This window comes from Streptomyces mayteni, assembly GCF_054783955.1.
Genome location: NZ_BAAGPR010000139.1, coordinates 1 through 2,936, shown reverse-complemented (window position 1 = coordinate 2,936; position 2,936 = coordinate 1). Strand labels below are relative to the sequence as shown.

5 protein-coding genes are annotated in these 2,936 nt (G+C 75.1%); all 5 read left to right on the top strand.

All coding sequences use genetic code 11. The features are described 5' to 3' along the window. Positions 1-306: 306 nt before the first annotated feature. The 5 genes from ACYVPE_RS35495 to amaP all read left to right on the top strand — a co-directional run bounded on the left by ACYVPE_RS35495 (position 307) and on the right by amaP (position 2,643). Positions 307-774, top strand: coding sequence for an Asp23/Gls24 family envelope stress response protein (locus tag ACYVPE_RS35495; protein ID WP_461037933.1), 468 nt, complete (start codon positions 307-309; stop codon positions 772-774). 9 nt (positions 775-783) lie between these two features. Next, complete coding sequence (locus ACYVPE_RS35490) at positions 784-978, top strand: hypothetical protein (protein WP_461037932.1); 195 nt, start codon at positions 784-786, stop codon at positions 976-978. 3 nt (positions 979-981) lie between these two features. Next, complete coding sequence (locus tag ACYVPE_RS35485) at positions 982-1,368, top strand: Asp23/Gls24 family envelope stress response protein (RefSeq protein WP_461037931.1); 387 nt, start codon at positions 982-984, stop codon at positions 1,366-1,368. 95 nt (positions 1,369-1,463) lie between these two features. Continuing rightward, on the top strand, positions 1,464-2,060 hold the full coding sequence (locus ACYVPE_RS35480) for a DUF6286 domain-containing protein (RefSeq protein WP_461037947.1): 597 nt from the start codon (positions 1,464-1,466) through the stop codon (positions 2,058-2,060). A gap of 7 nt (positions 2,061-2,067) precedes the next feature. Further along, positions 2,068-2,643 (top strand): alkaline shock response membrane anchor protein AmaP, encoded by a 576-nt coding sequence (gene amaP, locus ACYVPE_RS35475; RefSeq protein ID WP_461037930.1) that lies wholly within the window; start codon positions 2,068-2,070, stop codon positions 2,641-2,643. The last annotated feature ends 293 nt before the right edge of the window (positions 2,644-2,936 follow it).

Genomic DNA, 2,936 nt, shown 5'->3' with positions numbered 1-2,936 from the left:
GCGTAGCCGCACTGCGTGCAGCGCCGGGAGTCGCAGGGCCCGCCCCGCCCCGGCGGCGCAGCCGCTGGCCGCACCGCGCGCAGCGCCAGCGACAGGGGTGGGCGGGCGGGGACAACCCGCGCGGAGCGCGTCGGAAAGGGCGGGTGGGTGGGGGAAGAAACCCGGAGTGAGCGCCCAGCAATGGGTAAGGCATCTCGTATGCTCGGCCGCATTCCTGACGCACCAGCAACCACACAGGAGCGCGCGACCGCGCGACCGCACAACGACGGCGGAGCCGACCGCCGTTCGGAAAGGGGTGAAGGCCACGTGACCGACACCGGCACGGAGGCGACGACCGACGCGCCCGCCAGGGCGGCGACCGGGACCCGCCGTGGGACGGGCGATCCCGCCGCACGCGGGCGGACCACCATCGCCGACGGCGTGGTGGCCAAGATCGCCGGCATGGCGGCCCGCGACGTCGTCGGCGTCCACGCCCTCGGCGGCGGAGTCGCCCGCACCCTGGGGGCGGTTCGCGACCGCGTGCCCGGCGGCAGCCGGTCCGCGACGCGCGGCGTCAAGGCGGAGGTCGGCGAGGTGCAGACCGCGCTCGATCTCGAAATCGTTGTGGAGTACGGGGTTTCCATCGTCGCCGTCTCCCGTACGGTACGGGAGAACGTCATCTCGGCTGTGGAACGAATGACCGGTCTTGAGGTCGTCGAGGTCAACATCAACGTCGGGGACGTGAAGTTGCCCGACGATGACGAGGACGACGACGAACGCCCACCGCTGCAGTAGGAGCGCGAGATGAGCATGGCTGTGATCGGCATGATCGCCGGCATGGCGCTGGGGTTCGCCGGGTACTTCGGCGGCTTCGGGGCCTTTCTGCTGGTGGCGTCGCTTGGCGCGATCGGGTTCGTGGCCGGCCGGTTCGCGGACGGCGACCTGGAGCCCGGCGACTTCTTCCGCGGCAGGGACCGCGGCGAAGACCGGCGGCGGTGAGTCGTGGAGACGCCGGTCCCGGCCGCCGAACGCGGCGCGACGCGGATCTCCGAACGGGTGGTGGCCAAGCTCGCCGCCCACGCGGCCCGCGAGGCGCTCGGCGAGCCGGGCGAACTGCCGCAGGCGACGGCCGTGGTGCGGCGGTCGCCCGATCCCTCGGGGACGGGCGGGCTCGCCAGCGTGTCGGTCGAGGTCGAGCTCGGGTATCCCTGTGATATCGGTGCCCGGTGCCGTCAGGTCCGCCGCCAGGTGGAGCTGCGCGTCCGGGAGTTGGCCGGTATGGAGACGACCGAGGTGGCCGTCGCCGTTGGGCGGCTGCGCTCGGCCCACCTGACCGCCGCCTCGGGCGGCCGGGAAGGGAACCGCAACGGCTCAGGGAGAGTGCGGTGACGAACGACACGGACGAAGACGTGGTGAAGGCGGCCGACGACGCGGCCGCGACGGTGAGCGGGCCCACGCTGGAGAAGACCGCCCCGGAGAACCAACTGGCCAAGACCGCCTCGGCGGTCCGCTACGAGCCGGACGACGCCGAGTCGGAGGCGGCGCGCCGCTTCTGGTCGGTGCGCCGGGTGCCGGCCGGGCTGGCCGCGGCGCTACTGGTGCTGGCGGCCGGCGTGTTGCTCTACGACATCGTCTCCGTGCGCGCCGAGCGGCCGGCCGCCGCCTGGCGTCGCGAACTGGCGGACGACCTGGCCGTGCGCGGCCTGGACGACGCCGCGGTGGTGCTCGCCGCGGTGGCCGCGATGCTGCTCGGTCTCTGGCTGCTGGTCCTCGCGGTCACCCCGGGGCTGCGCGGCCTGCTGCCGATGCGGCGGCGGGACGACGAGTTCCTGCGGGCCGGCATCGAGCGCAGCGCCGCGGCCGTGGTGCTGCGCGACCGGGCGCTCGAGGTGTCGGGCGTGCGGTCGGTGCGGGTGACGGTGGGCCGCCGCCGGGTCAGGGCGTCGGCGCAGGCCCACTTCCGCGACCTGGACGTCGTCCGGGCCGATCTCGACGCGGTGCTCGGCGAGGGCATCAGGGAGCTGGGACTGGCCCGCCAGCCCGCGCTCGCCGTACAGGTCCGCCGTCCGGCGCGGAGGTGACGTGATCATGCTAAGTGTCGTCAACCGGGTACTGCTCGGCCTGCTGGGGCTGGCCCTGTTCTGCGCCGGGCTCGCGGTCGTGCTGACCGCACTCGACCTGACGCCGTCGACCTGGCCCTGGAGCGGCCCCGACGACGTGCTGCTGAGCGACGCCGACCGGACACGGTGGCGGGACGAGGGCTGGTGGTGGCCCGTGGTCATCGGCGGCCTGGCACTCGTGGTGCTGCTGGCCCTGTGGTGGACCGTGGCCCAACTGCGGCAGCAGCGCCTCTCCGAGGTCCTGGTGGACAGCGGAGACGGCGTGGGCGCGCTGCTGCGCGGCCGCGCGATGGAGGACGTGGTGACGGCGGAGGCGGAGTCGCTGCCCGGCATCGACGAGGCCAGGGTCACCCTGGTCGGCCGCCGCACCCAACCCAGGGTCCGCGTCGGCCTGCTGCTGGCGCCGCAGGCCCAGCCGGACGTCGCCGTCCACCGGCTGCGCACCGAGGCCGTGGAACACGCCCGCGCCTCCGCCGGCCTGTCCGTCCTCCCGACGGAGGTCCGCCTCCGCTCCACCAAACACGCTCCGGAACGCCTGAGCTGACGGCGCCCCCTTGCGGGGGCAAGGCCTCGCCGCGCAACCCCTTCGGGCCGGCCGGCCCGAAGGGGTTGCGGCACGGCGCCGCAGGCGCCGCCGCCCTGCCGGCCGGGGTTCCTCCCCACCCACCCGCCCTTTGTTCCGCTGCCGCGTCGCGCTCCGCGCGGGGGTGGGGCCGCCGGGGCCTCAACGGCGGCGGAGCCGCCTTGTTGGGCCCCTGTGGGCCGTGTCGGCCTGCGGCCGTGCCGCGCCCACCCACCCGCCCCCGCGGGTGGCTTGCGCGGCAGCGGGCTGGCGGC

What these genes read in the sequence shown, in the direction of transcription:
- ACYVPE_RS35490 (WP_461037932.1), top strand. Translation starts at nt 784, where the DNA reads ATGAGCATGGCTGTGATCGGCATGATCGCCGGCATGGCGCTGGGGTTC.
- amaP (WP_461037930.1), top strand. Translation starts at nt 2,068, where the DNA reads ATGCTAAGTGTCGTCAACCGGGTACTGCTCGGCCTGCTGGGGCTGGCC.